The organism is uncultured Porticoccus sp. (genome assembly GCF_913061305.1).
Taxonomy (GTDB): domain Bacteria; phylum Pseudomonadota; class Gammaproteobacteria; order Pseudomonadales; family Porticoccaceae; genus Porticoccus.
Map to the genome: position 1 here is coordinate 281,997 of NZ_CAJXST010000005.1, position 15,413 is coordinate 297,409.

The 15,413-nt window shown below is 56.5% G+C and carries 14 protein-coding genes and 1 tRNA gene; 13 read left to right on the forward strand and 2 right to left on the reverse strand.

What is annotated here, in order from left to right:
* Window positions 1-2: 2 nt before the first annotated feature.
* Both QZ516_RS08225 and QZ516_RS08230 read right to left on the reverse strand, forming a co-directional pair.
* Window positions 3-656, reverse strand: coding sequence for a Bax inhibitor-1/YccA family protein (locus QZ516_RS08225; protein ID WP_297188334.1), 654 nt, complete (start codon window positions 654-656; stop codon window positions 3-5).
* A gap of 109 nt (window positions 657-765) precedes the next feature.
* Window positions 766-1,923, reverse strand: a complete 1,158-nt coding sequence (locus QZ516_RS08230; RefSeq protein WP_297188336.1) for a patatin-like phospholipase family protein — start codon at window positions 1,921-1,923, stop codon at window positions 766-768.
* A 198-nt stretch (window positions 1,924-2,121) separates the two neighbouring features.
* Here QZ516_RS08230 and QZ516_RS08235 point away from each other — a divergent pair, with 198 nt between their 5' ends.
* The 13 genes from QZ516_RS08235 to QZ516_RS08295 all read left to right on the forward strand — a co-directional run bounded on the left by QZ516_RS08235 (window position 2,122) and on the right by QZ516_RS08295 (window position 14,847).
* Window positions 2,122-4,395, forward strand: coding sequence for a DNA internalization-related competence protein ComEC/Rec2 (locus QZ516_RS08235; RefSeq protein ID WP_297188338.1), 2,274 nt, complete (start codon window positions 2,122-2,124; stop codon window positions 4,393-4,395).
* 146 nt (window positions 4,396-4,541) lie between these two features.
* Window positions 4,542-5,177, forward strand: coding sequence for a MotA/TolQ/ExbB proton channel family protein (locus QZ516_RS08240; protein ID WP_297188340.1), 636 nt, complete (start codon window positions 4,542-4,544; stop codon window positions 5,175-5,177).
* Entirely contained in the window at window positions 5,174-5,596 is a 423-nt protein-coding gene (locus QZ516_RS08245) for a biopolymer transporter ExbD (RefSeq protein ID WP_297188341.1), read from the forward strand. The genes QZ516_RS08240 and QZ516_RS08245 overlap by 4 nt, the downstream gene beginning before the upstream one ends.
* Before the next feature lie 9 nt (window positions 5,597-5,605).
* The gene (msbA, locus tag QZ516_RS08250) at window positions 5,606-7,480 is read left to right on the forward strand and encodes a lipid A export permease/ATP-binding protein MsbA (RefSeq protein WP_297188343.1); all 1,875 of its coding nucleotides are present in this window, start codon (window positions 5,606-5,608) and stop codon (window positions 7,478-7,480) included.
* 15 nt (window positions 7,481-7,495) lie between these two features.
* Window positions 7,496-8,506, forward strand: a complete 1,011-nt coding sequence (gene lpxK, locus QZ516_RS08255) for a tetraacyldisaccharide 4'-kinase (protein WP_297188345.1) — start codon at window positions 7,496-7,498, stop codon at window positions 8,504-8,506.
* A 45-nt stretch (window positions 8,507-8,551) separates the two neighbouring features.
* Window positions 8,552-9,319 carry a 3-deoxy-manno-octulosonate cytidylyltransferase gene (kdsB, locus tag QZ516_RS08260; protein ID WP_297188347.1) on the forward strand — a complete coding sequence of 256 codons (768 nt, stop codon included), beginning with the start codon at window positions 8,552-8,554 and terminating at the stop codon, window positions 9,317-9,319.
* A complete protein-coding gene (locus QZ516_RS08265; RefSeq protein ID WP_297188349.1) occupies window positions 9,316-9,792 on the forward strand; it encodes a low molecular weight protein-tyrosine-phosphatase in 477 nt (158 codons plus the stop codon). The genes kdsB and QZ516_RS08265 overlap by 4 nt, the downstream gene beginning before the upstream one ends.
* Window positions 9,792-10,844: a UDP-N-acetylmuramate dehydrogenase gene (gene murB, locus QZ516_RS08270; RefSeq protein ID WP_297188351.1), complete on the forward strand. Its 1,053-nt coding sequence runs from the start codon at window positions 9,792-9,794 to the stop codon at window positions 10,842-10,844. The genes QZ516_RS08265 and murB overlap by 1 nt, the downstream gene beginning before the upstream one ends.
* Before the next feature lie 10 nt (window positions 10,845-10,854).
* Window positions 10,855-11,502, forward strand: coding sequence for an alpha-ketoglutarate-dependent dioxygenase AlkB (locus QZ516_RS08275; RefSeq protein ID WP_297188353.1), 648 nt, complete (start codon window positions 10,855-10,857; stop codon window positions 11,500-11,502).
* A 22-nt stretch (window positions 11,503-11,524) separates the two neighbouring features.
* Entirely contained in the window at window positions 11,525-12,193 is a 669-nt protein-coding gene (locus tag QZ516_RS08280; protein WP_297188355.1) for a response regulator, read from the forward strand.
* Window positions 12,194-12,212: 19 nt separating this feature from the next.
* Complete coding sequence (uvrC, locus tag QZ516_RS08285; protein WP_297188357.1) at window positions 12,213-14,036, forward strand: excinuclease ABC subunit UvrC; 1,824 nt, start codon at window positions 12,213-12,215, stop codon at window positions 14,034-14,036.
* A gap of 42 nt (window positions 14,037-14,078) precedes the next feature.
* Entirely contained in the window at window positions 14,079-14,636 is a 558-nt protein-coding gene (gene pgsA, locus QZ516_RS08290; protein ID WP_297188359.1) for a CDP-diacylglycerol--glycerol-3-phosphate 3-phosphatidyltransferase, read from the forward strand.
* A gap of 137 nt (window positions 14,637-14,773) precedes the next feature.
* Window positions 14,774-14,847 (forward strand) — tRNA-Cys (locus tag QZ516_RS08295).
* Window positions 14,848-15,413: the final 566 nt, after the last annotated feature.

A 15,413-nucleotide genomic window follows, 5' to 3' on the forward strand; every position in this document is an offset into this window, starting at 1 on the left:
GATCAATCGCTGCTCATGCCGAGCAGGTGTAAAAGGCTGGTGAACACGTTATAAATCATTACATAGAGAGTGACTGTGGCTGAAATATAGTTGCGTTCACCGCCATGAATAATAGCACTGGTCTGCCACATGATGACCCCGGAGGAGATCAGCAGAAAAATGCACGACAGTGCCAGGGCCAAGCCCTGGATTTGCAGAAAAATGTTGGCGATGGCGGCAACGAAAGCCATCAGAATACCGACCATCAGGAAGCCGCCCATAAACGACAGTTCCTTGCGGGTTACCAGTACGTAACCGGAGCAGGCAAGGAAGATCAATGCGGTCCCGCCGAGCGCAGTTATTACCGGCTCTGCACCGGAAGTTGCCAGATAAAAACTGATAATAGGTCCTAATGTAAATCCCATCCATCCTGTCAGGGCAAAAACCCAGATCAGTCCGGCAGAGCTGTTCTTGTTCTTTTCAACCATCCACAGGCAGATAAAGAACGGCAACAGTGTCCACAGCCCCATGTAAGGTGCATTGACCGCCATTGCCACGCCACACATGATGGCGCTGAACGCCAGCGTCATGGCCAGAAGCGCGTAGGTATTGCGCAGAACCTTGATGACTGAGGGGTCGAGTGTTGTTGTCGAAACAACTGCTTTTTCGTATGCCATGGCTTTTTGAGCCTCCTGATGTTGAATTCTTACGTTGGACATATCTTACAAGCTGTAAGTTTCAAAGCAATGATTACCGTTCGTGATACTGACAATCATTCACCGGGCATCATTCTTCCTCGAAAAAGCGCAAAATTTCCTGCCGCTGCGCTAACCCGTCCTGATAGCCCAGTTCCAGAAGCTTGCGGCAGAAGCCCTTTGAAAAGAGCAGGTAGCTGGCTGTGCTCACACCACCTCCGCTGGTCGTGGCTCCGGTGAGCCGAAGAAACACGCGAATACTGCCGGGTAATTCATTCAGATAATCACAGGCGATCTTGTCGATGGGTTGGGAGGGCAGGATGGCCAGAAATTTTACTGGTTTCAGGTCAGTCAGGCCGTGTTTTTCCCGCTCGCTTTCAGACAGGTGTTCGTTGAGACGATTGATATTTCTCAATGTTTCCAGATCGCTTTCGATGCTGTCGATAAAGGCACTGCTAAGCAAGTGCCCAACGATCTGGGCGATAGACGGCGAGTGATCAATGGGTGGTGGTCGATTTTTTCCATTGGGTGAATCGCTGACGCCGATAACAAACACCTTGTCCGCGCCGAGGTTCAATGCGGGACTGATCGGCTTGAGTTGTCTGACAGCGCCATCACCAAAAAACTGGTCTTTGATTTGAATCGCCGGGAACAGAAAGGGGATGGCAGATGAAGCCATGAGGTGGTCAATGGACAGCTCTGTGCGCAGGCCCAGTTGCCGGGAAACAGCCCAGGGTTCGTGAACGTCGGAGCCTTCAAAAAAGGTTACCGATTTGCCCGTGCTGTAACTCATGGCTGTAATACTGACAGCGTCGAGTTCCCCAGTGTTAATGGCTTCCCGGATATGGCGAAACCGCACATAGTTATCCAGTAACTCCCGCAACGGGGTGTTGTCCAGCAGTGCTTTTGGTTTGCCCAGGGCGTAGCCACTGTGAAAAAAAGACAGCAACATATGAAAGCTGTTTTTAAGTACGCCAAAAAGGTCTGTGCGATAAACCTTGTCCGCATCCAGCTGGCGCCAAATGGCTTCCAGTTTTTTGATTCTAAGGCTGAACGGTCCTGCGCGTCCGGCAATTGCCAGGGTGTTGATGGCCCCGGCTGAGGTGCCGCAGATAATCGGGAAGGGGTTCTTGACGTCTTTCGGCAAGGTCTCGGCGACGGCTTTCAGAACGCCGACATGATAGGCGGCCCTTGCTCCCCCGCCCGATAGTACCAGGCCCACTTTGACAGGCTTGTCGTGTTTACCCATGGTTTGTGCCAAAAATGGTTAGCAAATTGGTTCCCGCTTTTTTTGTTATCCGCCCATCAATGCCAAGCTGGCTGGCGAAACACCAGCTTGAGCAGCGTACCTGTGAAGGATCGCCGACAATGGGAACGCTGGCAATGGTCCAGCGGGTAATTATACTGGGCAAATAATCTGCCACCCGCAAGGTGATTGGTGACAAGGATGTCCCGAATGTTATCTCCCTACCTGTTTGCCGCTGGTATCTTCAGCGTCGCTTTCTGGCCCCATCTGCCGCCTCTATGGGTGGTTTTGCTGTTTATGCTGGCCGGTTTCCTGCTGCGCTGGTTCTGGGTGCCGTCCACTTTCCTGTTATTGGGTCTGGTCTATGGCTGCTTTTGGGGATATGACACATTGGGGCATCAGTTACCCGATGAGCTCACCGCCACGGATTTCACTATCATTGGCGAGGTTTACGGAATCCCGGTGCGCGATGGGCGCCGGGTGCAGTTTAATCTGCGCCTGGATGAAGCCTCGACCAATCTCAAGTTGCGGAAACTCCGGCTCAGTTGGTATGGCGAACAGGCGTCTCCGCAACCCGGGCAGATCTGGCAATTGCAAGTCCGGCTGCGGCGCCCCAGAGGTTATATCAATCCCGGTGGCTTTGATTATCAGGCATGGTTGATTCAGCAGGGTTTTTCAGCCACGGGCTATGTCAGGGCATCCTCGCAGAACCGGCTGCTTGAGCAGCGCTGGTCCCTCGACCGGTTGCGTTATCAATTGCAACAAAAGATTGCCGGGAGCCATGTCAACGAGGACGCACAGGCGCTGATGTCGGCCTTGACGATTGGCGACCGGTCGCTTATCTCAAAGGATTTGTGGTATCGCCTCTCATTGCTGGGCGTCATTCATCTGCTGGTGGTTTCGGGCCTACACATCGGTTTCGTGGCGGCGATGGGCTACGGCACCGGTTCGTTGCTGGCCAGGTGTTTTACCCTGATCTGTCGACCGGTCAATGCCCGCTACTCGGGGGCCGTCTTTTCCCTCGTTTTTGCGCTTTCCTACAGTGCGCTGGCCGGGTTCAGCCTGCCAACACAGCGCGCATTGATCATGGTGATGGCCGCACTGGTTGCACTTTTGGCAAATCGCTACATTGGCAGGGCTATGATATTTGGCCTGGCGCTGGTCGGTGTCGCGCTAATCGACCCTCTGGCCATCATGGGTGCAGGTTTCTGGTTATCGTTCGGTGCGGTAGCGGGATTGTTGTGGCTGGTTCCGGCTGTGAATCAGGTCCCGAAATGGCGGCTGTTTTTTCGGGTGCAGTGGCTGATGTTCCTCCTGCTGATTTTGCCATTGGCTTTCTGGCAGCTACCGGTGGCCTGGTTCTCGCCATTGGTCAACAGCGTGGCCATTCCCTGGGTCAGTTTTCTGGTTGTGCCGCTCTGCCTGCTCGGTGTGGTGATTATCCCCCTCAGCCCGGTTGTGGCTGAATGGCTGTGGTGGGTGGCGGGAAAACAGTTGGAGTGGTTTGTCACCCTGACAGGTGAGCTCACAGTCCCGGCGTGGTTGCCGCTTTATTCGCCCTGGCCTCTGACGGGGCTGTCATTGTTCCTGATGATCTGTATCGCGGGGCTAGTTCTATTGCCCAGAGGTGTTCCCGGTCGCTATCTGGCGATTCCTCTGGCAGTTGCCCTGTTTTATCTGCCGACTGACCGTCAAGCGCCTTTGACAGTCACAGTTCTCGATGTGGGGCAGGGGTTGTCTATAGTGGTGCAGACCAGGCGGCACACACTGGTCTATGACACGGGGCCGGGTTATGCCGGGGGTTACGATGCGGGCAGTGCCTTGGTCGCGCCGTTTCTGCGGAGGCAGGGAGTGACCGGGCTGGATGCGCTGGTGGTCAGTCACAGTGATAACGATCACGCCGGTGGTGTTGCCGGATTGCTGCGCCATTACAGCCCGGCCATGTGGCTGGCTGGCAGCCCTGCCGTTGAAGAGACAGTTCCTGCACCTGAGCAGTGCCGTGCAGGGCAGTCCTGGCAGTGGGACGACGTAGAATTCCGCGTCCTCCATCCCGCCGATTCACGGCAGAAAAACAACAACAATCATTCCTGTGTACTGGCGATCAGCTATCTCGACCAGGTGATTCTGTTGCCCGGCGATATCGATGCATCCGTGGAGCGCCGCTTACTGCCACAATTGCAGCAGGTGGCGGCAGAGAAAAAGCAGTTTGCCCTGCTGGTAGCACCTCACCACGGCAGTAAAACCTCATCTTCGCAACAGTTCCTGGCGGTGGTTAGGCCGCAGCAGGTGGTATTTTCCGCGGCCTATCGACACCATTTTGGTCATCCTGCCGAGCCGGTGGTGCAGCGCTATCTGAAGCAGGGCTCAACCGTGTGGAATACCGCAGAGCAGGGTGCATTGATCTTTCGTTGGCAGGACAACGGCGAATTTTCCACGACGGCGCAGCGCACGGAGGCCCGTCGCTATTGGTTTTGACACCGGCGAATCCCGTCGTTTTTTTGAACGACGTCCCGTAAATACCAAAATGGCAGCCAGATTGGGTGTATCCAACGCTTAACAGTTACTGTGCCATTCACTGATTATGGTAAAGTTTTGGCCGATATTAAGGTCTGGGGATAAATGTGTACGAATTGATCATTGCTGGCGGCTGGTTGATGTTGCCTATTCTGCTTTCCTCTATCGTCGTGATAGCCATTGCCTTTGAGCGCTACTGGACGCTGCGCCGGAGCAAGGTGGTGCCGCCTACGTTGCTCGGCCAGGTTTGGCACTGGATGAAGCAGAATCAACTGAGCAAGGAGAACCTTCATCAGTTGCGCAGCTCATCACCACTCGGCACTATTCTGGCGGCGGGTATCAGCAATTCTGGCCACGGTCGTGAGGTCATGAAAGACAGCATTGAGGAAGCCGCCAACCAGGTGATTCACAATCTGGAGAAAAATCTTTCTCCGTTGGGAACCGTCGCCGCCATTGCGCCATTGCTCGGTCTGCTGGGCACCGTTATCGGCATGATCAAGGTGTTTACGGCGATCATGATCGAAGGCACCGGCAATGCCGGGGTGCTTGCCGGTGGTATTTCCGAGGCACTGATCACCACGGCAGCGGGTTTGACAGTGGCTATTCCGGCCCTGGTGTTTCACCGTTTCTTTGAGCGGCGGGTCGATAGCCTGGTTGTGGAAATGGAAGATCAGGCCATTAAACTGGTTGATGCAATTCACGGCGACCGGGTGATGCGCAGCGATGAGGCCAGCGCCGGGTGAAGTTCCGCAGGCAGCGAAAACTCAACAATGGCGTCAACCTGACACCCTTGATTGATGTGGTTTTTCTGCTGCTGATTTTTTTTATGGTGTCCACGACATTTACCCGGGAATCGCATCTGGTGCTTGATTTGCCGAAAGCCGACGGCTCTCTGGCAGAGCTGCCACCCGACCAGATCGAAGTGTTGATCGACAGGGATGGCGCCTACAGCGTCAATGGACAGCTATTGATTAACCGTCAAACCGATACCCTGATGAAGGCGTTGCAGGATGTTTCTGCCGGCAATACCGATTTGCCACTGATTATTACCGCCGATGCCAATGCAACCCACCAGGCGGTGGTTACAGCGATGGATGCTGCAGGTAGAATGGGCTTTGTTCATCTGAAAATCACTACCATACAGCCCGACGGCGAATCCTGAGGAGTCATAGTGGCCACCACCGTTCCCGATACCGAACACCCTGAGATGTCCGGTCTGCAGGTCTATTTGCGATTACTTTCCTATCTGAAGAATTACTGGGGTATTTTCCTGCTCAGCATCGTGGGTCTGGTGTTGTTCTCTGCCATGGAAGTGGCGTTTATAGACCTGTTCGGCTATACCGTTAACGTTATCAACACCATCTCCGGAGAATCGACGGCGTTGCCAAGCCAGATGACCGATATGGGAAAAGGCTCGACGTCCTGGCTGGCCGGTTTGCTGGGTGGGGATGACGCCCTCGCCGAGAGCCGCTGGATTATCCCCGTGATCATGTTCATGATTGCGGTTACTCGCGGCATCGGGTTTTTTGTGGGCGGTTACTGCATGACCTATGTGACTCAGATTCTGGTGCACAATCTGCGCACCCATTTATTCAACAAATACACCACATTGCCCAGCCGTTTTTTTGATACCAACATGTCAGGCCACCTGATTTCCCGTATCACTTTCCATGTGGCCCAGGTGACCCACGCCGCTACCAATTCGCTGAAAGTCATCATCCGTGAGGGTGCACTGGTGATTGGCCTGATTTCATACCTGTTTTATCTGAACTGGCGTCTGGCGGCCATTTTTGTCGTCGTGCTGCCGCTGATTGGTGGGGTAGTGGGCTATATCAGCAATCGGTTCAGGTTACTCAGTCGCCGCATTCAGTCATCGGTTGGTAACGTGACCCATGTGACCCAGGAGGCAGTCAGTGGTTATCGTGAAATGCACCTGTTCGGTGGTGTCGAATACGAGCGTGAACGTCTGCACAGTGCCAGTAACTACAACCGTCGCCAGCAAATGAAAATGGCCGTGGCGGAGGGCATCAGTACCCCGGTAATCCAGTTGCTGGTTGCGATGGCCCTGTCGTTGCTGATGTGGCTGGCACTGGACCCCAGTGTGCTGGCCAACATGAGTGGTGGCGAGTTTGTCCAGTTTCTCGGTTCAGCCGCCTTGCTGGCCAAACCGATCCGCCAATTGTCAGAGGTGAACAGCAATATTCAGAAGGGCATCGCGGCGGCGGGCACAATTTTTTCCACCCTCGATGAACCCGATGAGCCGGATCTTGGCACGGTCGAGAAGACGCGTGTCGATGGGCATTTTCAGTTCAAAAATGTCAGTTTTGCCTACTCCGAAGAAGCTGGCAACGTACTGAACGGAATTGATCTGGAGGTCAAGCCTGGCGAGGTGATTGCGCTGGTGGGGCAGTCCGGGAGTGGCAAAACCACGTTAGTGAATCTCATTCCCCGTTTTTACAACCACCGTGAAGGAACGATCCTGCTGGATGGTGTGGATATACGGGACTACACCCTCGACAACCTGCGCAGTCATATCGCCCTGGTGTCGCAGAACGTAACGCTCTTCAACGACACGATTTACAACAATATTGCCTACGGTGCGCTGGGTGAAAACCCGTTGTCGGCGGTGCGCGAGGCGGCCGGTGCTGCACACGCGCTGGAGTTTATCGATCGTCTTCCGGACGGTTTTGATACCCAGATCGGTGACGAGGGCATCATGTTGTCCGGCGGCCAGCGGCAGCGGCTGGCGATTGCCCGCGCATTGCTGAAGAATGCCCCGGTGCTGATTCTGGATGAGGCGACTTCGGCTCTCGATACCGAATCGGAACACCACATCCAGAAAGCCTTCGAGCAGTTGATGAAAGGGCGCACCACGTTCGTCATTGCCCACCGCCTCAGCACCATTGAAAACGCCGATCGTATTATGGTGATGGACCAGGGGCGCATTATCGAGCAGGGCACCCACAGTGAATTGCTGGCCATGAACGGTCGCTATGCGCAGTTGCATCAAAAGCAATTTAGTGACGAGCCCCATCAGGCTATCTGACCGGGCGCCGCGGCCATGAATCTCCGTCTGTCACTGGAAAGGGCCTGGTATCGGCCGATGAGCTGGGCCCTGTTGCTGCTGCCGTTATCCTGGTTATTCCGGGCTGTCAGCAGTGGCCGGCGTTTTTATTACCGGCGGATTAAACCCCCTTGTCCCCTGCCTATCCCCGTGATTGTGGTGGGTAATATCAGCGTCGGCGGCACCGGAAAAACCCCGTTACTGGCCGCGCTGGTGGTAATTTTTCAGGCGCAGGGTTACCGCCCGGGTATTATCAGCCGTGGTTATGGCGGTTCCGCAACCCATTATCCGCAGCAGGTTACCGACACCTCTACAGCGAATAATGTCGGTGACGAGCCCTTGCTGCTGTCATCGCTGTGTCCGGTGGTGGTGGATCCGAATCGTTATCGGGCGGCCCGATATCTGTTGGAAAAGACCGGCTGCAACCTGATTTTCAGCGACGATGGCTTGCAGCATTATCGATTGCCCCGGAATATTGAAATCGTGGTGATGGACGGAGAGCGCGGCACGGGCAATGGCCATTGCCTGCCTGCGGGGCCACTGCGGGAGCCGTTATCGCGGTTGCAGACGGCAGATTTCGTGGTGGTAAACGAAACGGTGGCCAGCCTGAGGATTCCCCACCAGGGTGCCTTCAAGCTCTCGCCCGTTCACTTTCGGCACCTGGCCTCTGGTGAATCGGTGGGTGTCGAGAACTGGTCCCACGGTCGCAGGGTACATGCCGTTGCCGGGATCGGAAATCCTGCCAGATTTGCCCATACCCTCACGTCACTGGGATTCGAGCCGATTCTTCACCCGCTGCCGGATCACCACCGGTTTACGGGCGAGGAGTTGTGTTTTGAGGATAATCTGCCGGTTATTATCACGGCAAAAGATGCGGTAAAGTGCGCTGCCGGATGCGGTGATCATGTCTGGGTGCTGGATGTGCAGGCCGAACCCGATCCGCCATTTATCGAACGATTGATACGGGATGTCGGTAGCCTGACTGAAACGGCAAATTCCACCCCGTAGAACGTACTCACAAAAAAAGTACTCCCAGAAAATGACTGAGTTGCTATGACCTTTACTGTTGTGATTCCCGCCCGTTTTTCCTCCACTCGCCTGCCGGGCAAGCCACTGCAGGATATTGCCGGCAAAACCATGATCCAACGGGTTTACGAGCAGGCCCGGCAGAGCAGCGCTGACCGGGTGATTGTTGCCACAGATCACCAGCAGATTGCCGATGAGGTGACCCGGTTTGGCGGTGAGGTCTGCATGACGTCTCCGGATCATCCGTCCGGGACTGACCGTTTGCAGGAAGTGGTGGCCCAGCACGGCTTTGCCGAGGATCACGTGCTGGTCAATGTTCAGGGCGATGAACCGTTGATTCCCCCCGCAGTCGTCGACCAGGTGGCCGCAAACCTCATCAATAACCCCGGCGCAGGTATCGCAACGCTTTGCGAACCGATCACGGACGAAGCGAGTTTCGCCAACCCCAATGTGGTCAAGGTTGTTACGGACCGTCAGGGCATGTCGCTGTATTTCAGTCGTGCACCGGTGCCCTGGCCACGGGATTTTTCTGATGACCGGGTGGCAGCCATGTCTGTCGTCCTGCAACCGATGCGACATATCGGTATTTACGCGTACCGGGTCGGTTTGCTGAACCGGTTCGTACAATGGCCGGTGGCACCCATTGAGGCGCTGGAGTGCCTGGAGCAGTTGCGCTTCATGTGGAACGGTGAGCGGATTCACGTGGCCAGAGCCGTGGCCGATGTGCCCGGCGGCGTCGATACCGAGCAGGATCTGCAGCGGGTTATCGCGATTTTCAGGGGTGCCTCAGCATGAAACAGCTGCGTGTGTTATTTGTCTGTCTGGGCAATATCTGTCGATCGCCTACCGCCCACGGAATTTTTGAGAGACGGGTGGCCGAGGCCGGTTTGCAGGACCGGATTCTGGTCGACTCCGCCGGTACCGGTGATTGGCACGTAGGGCGGTCGCCAGACTCAAGAGCCAGTGCGGCTGCGCTGAAGCGCGGTTATGACCTGAGTCATCTGCGGGCGCGTCAGGTGCGGCCTGAGGATTTCCTGGCGTTTGATTATCTACTCGCCATGGATCAGCAGAACCTCTGGGATTTGCAGGCACTGGCACTGCCGGCGTTTGCCGGTCATCTCGGCCTGTTTCTCGATTTCGGCAACAGCCCCCTGAAAGAGGTGCCTGACCCCTACGCCGGTGGCGATGAGGGATTTGAAGCAGTGCTGGATCTGGTGGAGGATGCCACCAGTGGTCTATTGGCTCATCTGCGCGGGCAACTGGATTAATGCTTGATATTCAGGCCGCCGTTTCGCTGCAACCCTTCAATACGCTGTCCCTGCCTGCCACGGCAGAGTTTTTCTGCCGCATCAACACCCGCGAAGACCTGTTCGAAGCACTGGAATGGGCCCGCCAGAAAAATATCCCGGTAACGCCATTGGGTGGTGGCAGCAATCTGGTGCTGGCCGACGACCTGCCGGGGCTGGTGCTGCAAATAGCCATTCCGGGCATCGCCCTGGCTCCCGGTTCAGAGCTGGGCGAGCAGCGCAATGTTCACATCGGTGCCGGGGAAAACTGGCATCAACTGGTGTTGCACACCCTAGAAAAGGGCTGGTACGGCCTGGAGAACCTGTCCCTGATTCCGGGCCTGGCCGGTGCCGCACCCATTCAGAATATCGGTGCCTATGGCATCGAATTGAGCGAACTGTTTCACTCGCTGGAGGCGGTCCACCTGCCCACCGGTGAGTTGCATACAATGCTGGCCGCAGACTGCCGTTTTGGCTATCGGGACAGCCTGTTCAAACAGGCGGCGGGTCGCAACCAATATGTGATTACCGCCATCACGCTATCCTTGTCTGCCCGGCCGCATTTGCGCCTGACCTATCCGGCCCTGCTACAGGCCCTGGAAGGCTGCGATGCAGCCTCGTTGACGCCCGCCATGGTCTCTGCGGCGGTCTGTGAGATACGGCGCAGCAAACTGCCGGACCCCGCCAGTCTGCCGAATACCGGAAGTTTTTTTAAAAACCCGGTCGTGACGGAGGATCAGGCAACCGCACTGCGTCAGCAGTTTCCCGATATCGTGTGCTATCCCCAGGCAGATGGGACCGTCAAACTGGCCGCTGGCTGGCTGGTCGAACAGGCCGGCTGGCGCGGTGTGATGCGCGACCGGGTGGGCGTTCACGACCGCCAGTCGCTGGTGTTGGTCAATTTTGGTGGTGGCACCGGTGCCGAGTTACTGGCACTGGCAGAAGAAATCAGCGACTCGGTGCAGCAAAAGTTTGCCGTGGCGCTGGAAATCGAGCCGACGATATACCCCTCCCCAGTGAAAACCCCCCTTTGAATGTTCAGCCATGAATCAATCCGACCTGTTTGCCGCCAATCCCGATCCGCTCGATATCGAGCTGCCCGGTGGCGCCCTCCGCTACTGGCCGCAGTTGATAGCTGCGCCGTCGGCGGATCGGTGGCTGGCGGTACTGATGGAGCAAGTGGCCTGGGAACAGAGCGAGATTGTCATCGCCGGTCGCAGACTGAAAATTCCCCGTCTCAATGCCTGGTATGGCGACGCCGGTGCCGACTACCAGTACTCCGGGCGCCAGTTCAAAGCCACTCCCTGGCTGCCGGAACTACTTGAGATCAGGCAGGTAGTTGAGGCAGCGGTGGGGCACCGTTTCAACAGTGCTCTGCTCAATTTGTACCGGGATGCCCGCGACAGTGTCGATTGGCACAGTGACGACGAACCGGAGTTGGGAGAAAACCCGCTGATAGCCTCCTTGAGTCTGGGCGCGGTGCGGCCTTTTCAGTTGCGACACAAAACACGGAAGGACTTGCCGATGCGAACGCTGGAACTGGAGCAGGGTTCATTGCTGTTGATGAGCGGGGCATTACAACACCACTGGCGGCACCGGCTGCCGAAACTCGCCACAGCTGTGGGTCCGCGAGTGAACGTGACTTTTCGCAACGTGGTTTATGGTCAACCGAAAAGCGCGGTGGTAGGCTAGATGGAATTTCAGGGTTTCCGCAATGACCACTAACGAGGCATTCAACACCGTCCTGGTTGTCGACGACCACGATCTTATCCGCATGGGGATCTGCAAGTTGCTGGCAGAAGTGCCGGGTATCACCGTGATTGGTCAGGCCGCCAGCGGCGAAGAGGCCATTACCCGGGTTCGGGAATTGTCCCCCGACATTGTCTTCATGGACGTGCGGATGCCGGGTATCGGTGGGCTGGAAGCCACCGAGCGCATTCTGTCTCACTACCCGAAAACCCGGGTTATCGTGGTCAGTGCCTTCAATGATGACTTTTACCCGGCGTCCCTGTTAAAGGCGGGTGCCTGCGGTTATATCACCAAAAAAGCGGACAGCGACCAGATCAAGGCAGCGGTGGAAACCGCCCTGAGCGGTGGCATCTATGTCAACCCGGAGCTGGCCCAGATGATGGTGGCCAATGGCATGAAATCCGGCGGCAAAACCTCACCGCTATCGCGTCTCTCGCAACGTGAACTGCAGATCGCGGCGCTGATTACCAGCGGTATCCGCGCCAAGGATGTGGCAAAAACCCTCTATGTCAGTCCCAAGACCATCAATACCTACAAATACCGTATTTATGAAAAGCTCGGTGTCAGCAACGATGTTGAACTCACCCTGGCAGCGGTAAAATACGGTCTGGTAGACCCCTCCGAACTGATCTGATCCGCTGTACAATGGCCCCATGCCTTTCGACCATCAGCCATTTCTCAAGCAACTGACCCAGCGTCCCGGCATCTATCAGATGATGGGTGAGGACGGGGCCGTGCTCTATGTGGGCAAGGCAAAAAACCTGCGCAAAAGGGTTGCCAGCTATTTCAGAACCACCGGCCTGACCCCGAAAACTGCCGCTCTGGTGAGTCGCATCGCCAGTATCGATGTCACTATTACCCAGACGGAAATAGAGGCGCTGTTGCTGGAGCAGAACCTGATCAAGCAAAACCGGCCGCCATTCAATATTCTGCTGCGGGATGACAAATCCTACCCCTACCTGTTTTTGTCCGACCGGGATACCTATCCCCGGCTGGCCTTTCATCGGGGCAGCAAGCGACAGGGCGGCCGTTATTTCGGGCCATTCCCCAGTGTTCAGGCTGTTCGGGACAGCCTGAACTTTTTGCAGAAAACTTTTCGAGTGCGCCAGTGCGACGATAATTTCTTTCGCAATCGCTCCCGACCCTGCCTGCAATACCAGATCAATCGCTGCACCGCCCCCTGTGTGGAGCTGATTTCTGCGGAGGATTACCAGCGCGATGTGCGACACACTCAAATGTTTCTCGAGGGAAAAAACGACAACCTGATCCGCGAGCTGGAAGCCGATATGGATGTGGCCGCAGAGGCGCTGGCATTTGAGCGGGCCGCGTTGCTGCGCGATCAAATGGTGGCGCTGCGCACCATCCAGGCCGAACAGGTGGTGGAATCCGGCAGCAACCATATCGACGTGGTGGCCGCCATGCTGGTGGGTGACCAGTGCTGTGTGCACGTGCTCTATATCCGCCAGGGGCGAATCCTCGGCAGCCGAAGCTATTACCCGAAGGTACCGCTGGCAGCGGATGCTACCGAGCTGCTGACAGATTTTCTGCCGCAGTTCTATCTGCGCGACAGCGGCCGGGGTGATTTTCCGCGCGAGATTGTCGTCAATCATGCATTGCCCGACAGCGCGTTGCTGGCTTCGGCAATTTCCGAGGTGGCCGGCCACCGGGTGCTCCTCAAGCACCGGGGTCGCAGCACCCGGGCGCAATGGGTCGAACTGGCCGAGCGCACCGCCAGCCAGAACCTGAACGGTCGCATTGCCTCACGCAAGACCACCCAGCAGCGACTGGAGGCCTTGCAGCAACTGCTGCAACTGGCGGCGCCGCCCGAACGGATCGAATGTTTCGATATCAGCCACAGCAGTGGGGAAGCTACAGTCGCTTCCTGTGTAGTATTTGATAGTGGCGGGGCGCTGAAATCGGATTATCGGCGAATGAACATCAAAGATGTCGCTGCCGGGGACGACTACGCCGCCATGGAGCAGGCGTTGGTGCGCCGCTATACCCGCATTCAGAAAGAGGAGGGCAAGCTGCCCGATATTCTGCTGGTCGACGGCGGCAAGGGGCAGATGCGCAAGGCGGTCGCGGTGCTTGCTGAATTGGGTGTGATTGGCGTGCAGGTGGTGGGCGTCGCCAAGGGGCCCACCCGCAAGGCGGGCTTTGAAACCCTGTTGCTGTCGCAGGATGGCCTCGAGCGGGAACTGGAAGCCCAGTCCTCGGCCCTGCTGCTTATCCAGCAAATCCGCGATGAGGCCCACCGCTTCGCCATTACCGGTCACCGCCAGCGCCGCGATCGCAAGCGCCGTACCTCGACGCTGGAGGGGATCGACGGGGTTGGCCCAAAACGGCGCAAGGAATTGCTGCGGTTTTTCGGGGGCTCCCAGGAGGTTGTGCGGGCCAGTGTTGCCGAACTGATGCGCGTGCCCGGTATCAGCAGGAAAGTGGCCGAAACTATTTACAGCACCCTCCACAATGAGTAACTTGGGCGGGTCTCCACCGCCTGGACTGCAGTAAAACCTATCATGTGGAATCTCCCTAACATCCTCACCCTGTTACGTATCGCGCTTATCCCCATTTTTATTGGTGTTTACTACCTGCCCTGGGAAGGTCGTCACCTCGCCAGCGCTGCCATTTTTGGTATCGCCGCCGGTACCGACTGGCTCGATGGCTACCTGGCCCGAAAACTCGACCAGTTCACCCCATTCGGCGCGTTTCTCGACCCTGTAGCGGACAAACTGATTGTGGCCTCGGCCCTGATCATGCTGCTGGAATCCCATGCCAATGTGCTGTTTGCATTGCCGACCCTGGTCATCATCGGCCGTGAAATCGTGATTTCTGCACTGCGGGAGTGGATGGCTGAACTGGGCAATCGCACCAGCGTGGCGGTGTCCTACCTGGGGAAAGTGAAAACGACCCTGCAGATGATCGCCATTGCCATATTGCTGGCGATTGATCCGGTGCTGTATCCGGTACTGGATCTGATGGGCATCGCCCTGCTGTACGTGGCAGCACTGCTGACCCTGTGGTCGATGCTGATTTACCTGAAAGCTGCCTGGCCGGAGTTGTCCAAAGTCACCTGAGGGTGAGTGGTGACGCAATACCGGCGTTATTCCCCCCGCAGCGAAAAAGAGGTTGCTTATCGCCGATCAATCCATAGAATACCCGCCTTCTTTACTGTTCTTTGAAAATCTCGTCGGGTACAATCCCGCATCCAAAAGGCGCGGTGGCAGAGTGGTCATGCAGCGGACTGCAACTCCGTTAACGCCGGTTCGATTCCGACCCGCGCCTCCATTTTCAACCGTTAAACGCAACACCGCCGTTTGATCGTCCAGCCCGATAAACCCCCAGACCATCAATCGTCAATTGCGTAAGCGAAAGCAGTAACAACCGGAACAAGCCCATCCTCGAACATGCCCGGATGGCGAAATTGGTAGACGATGAGCAGGATGCTCGAGTGTCGCGAAAGGCAGGAGCCGATAGCGACCGCAAGGACCAGCACAGCGTGCTGGCAACCTTCAGACAACATCAGTAATAAAGCCCATCCTCAAAAATGCCCGGATGGCGAAATTGGTAGACGATGAGCAGGATGCTCAAGTGTCGCGAAAGGCAGGAGCCGAGAGCGACCGCAAGGACCAGCACAGCGTGCTGGCAACCTTCAGAGAACATCAGTAGTAAAGCCCATCCTCAAAAATGCCCGGATGGCGAAATTGGTAGACGATGAGCAGGATGCTCAAGTGTCGCGAAAGGCAGGAGCCGAGAGCGACCGCAAGGACCAGCACAGCGTGCTGGCAACCTTCAGAGAACATCAGTAGTAAAGCCCATCCTCAAAAATGCCCGGATGGCGAAATTGGTAGACG